Genomic DNA, 1,041 nt, shown 5'->3' on the forward strand with positions numbered 1-1,041 from the left:
TGCTCTAAATCAACCCAAAAGAGGCCACTTTCAGTGTCGTGAATCACTTTATGCATATCTTCTTCTCTAATTTTGTTACGGATTTATTGAATCAAACTATATCACTGAATAAAATCATTACCACGCAAAGACACCCAGTCGTTTAGTGCTAAATTTCATAGCAGTCACCTCTTCTCAAATCAGGTACGACAATAAGAATGAGAAATATGATAACCAGTGCCAGAGACGGCAATCTACCTCTGCAGAGTAAGAGAGCACCAGAACGTCAGGCCACCACATTAAACAGCACCGATGCAATGGCGATGGTCGAGCACGGTAGTGAAGTCACTCTTAATGTGACCACGCCTGTTGGAACGAAGTTCATCACTACCAGTACGTTTGTCGGCTGCCACTCTAACAATACGGCATTGATCGAAGTTCCGAATATTTCCGATGAAGATTTGAAATTCTATTTTCAAGAAGGCTTTTGGATAAACGTAAAAGCGTATTCTCATCGTGGCGAAGGCGCCGTCATCCCTTTTAGGGCTCAGCTTCAACATCGCTTGGGCGACCCTTATCCCATTTTAGTGCTTAGCCTTCCCAATACAATGCAGGTATTCCAACTTCGTAAAGAAGTGCGTTATGAGGTGAATTTGAAAGCGCGAGTCCGCTTGGGTGAATATCGAAGTGAGTGTGAGATCAGAGACCTGTCTCGCAGCGGCTGTCGTTTTGTGACATCGCCAATGAGCCGACCTTTACAAGTTGGCGACCGTATCACTCTAGACCTCACCATGCCGAGTGATGGTCGCCTGTTAGCGCCACTGAATGGTCGTATTTGTAACCTGCAAAAATCGACTCACTATGCCCGCTACGGAATGGAGTTTGATGAGGTAGGCAAAACTAACGCCAAGAGTCTGCTGAGCCATCTCAAATTCGACGGCACCAAGCTGAAGTTGAAATAAATTCGAACGGCCTAGAGCCATGAAGTTGCTAGAGCACGTATTCGTTCTTGAAAAACGAGCATTAAAAAGGCACCCAAGGGTGCCTTTTTGCTGAGACCAT

Annotated in this window: 1 protein-coding gene; it reads left to right on the top strand. The window is 45.3% G+C overall.

Features of this window, described 5'->3' with window-relative positions:
- The first annotated feature begins 206 nt into the window (after positions 1-206).
- A complete protein-coding gene (locus tag R7070_RS26550) occupies positions 207-941 on the top strand; it encodes a flagellar brake protein (RefSeq protein WP_318141566.1) in 735 nt (244 codons plus the stop codon).
- Positions 942-1,041: the final 100 nt, after the last annotated feature.

Source organism: Vibrio sp. 1557, from assembly GCF_033340175.1.
Lineage (GTDB): Bacteria > Pseudomonadota > Gammaproteobacteria > Enterobacterales > Vibrionaceae > Vibrio > Vibrio alginolyticus.

Coding starts and splice junctions, on each gene's coding strand:
- R7070_RS26550 (WP_318141566.1), top strand. CDS start 207: ATGATAACCAGTGCCAGAGACGGCAATCTACCTCTGCAGAGTAAGAGA.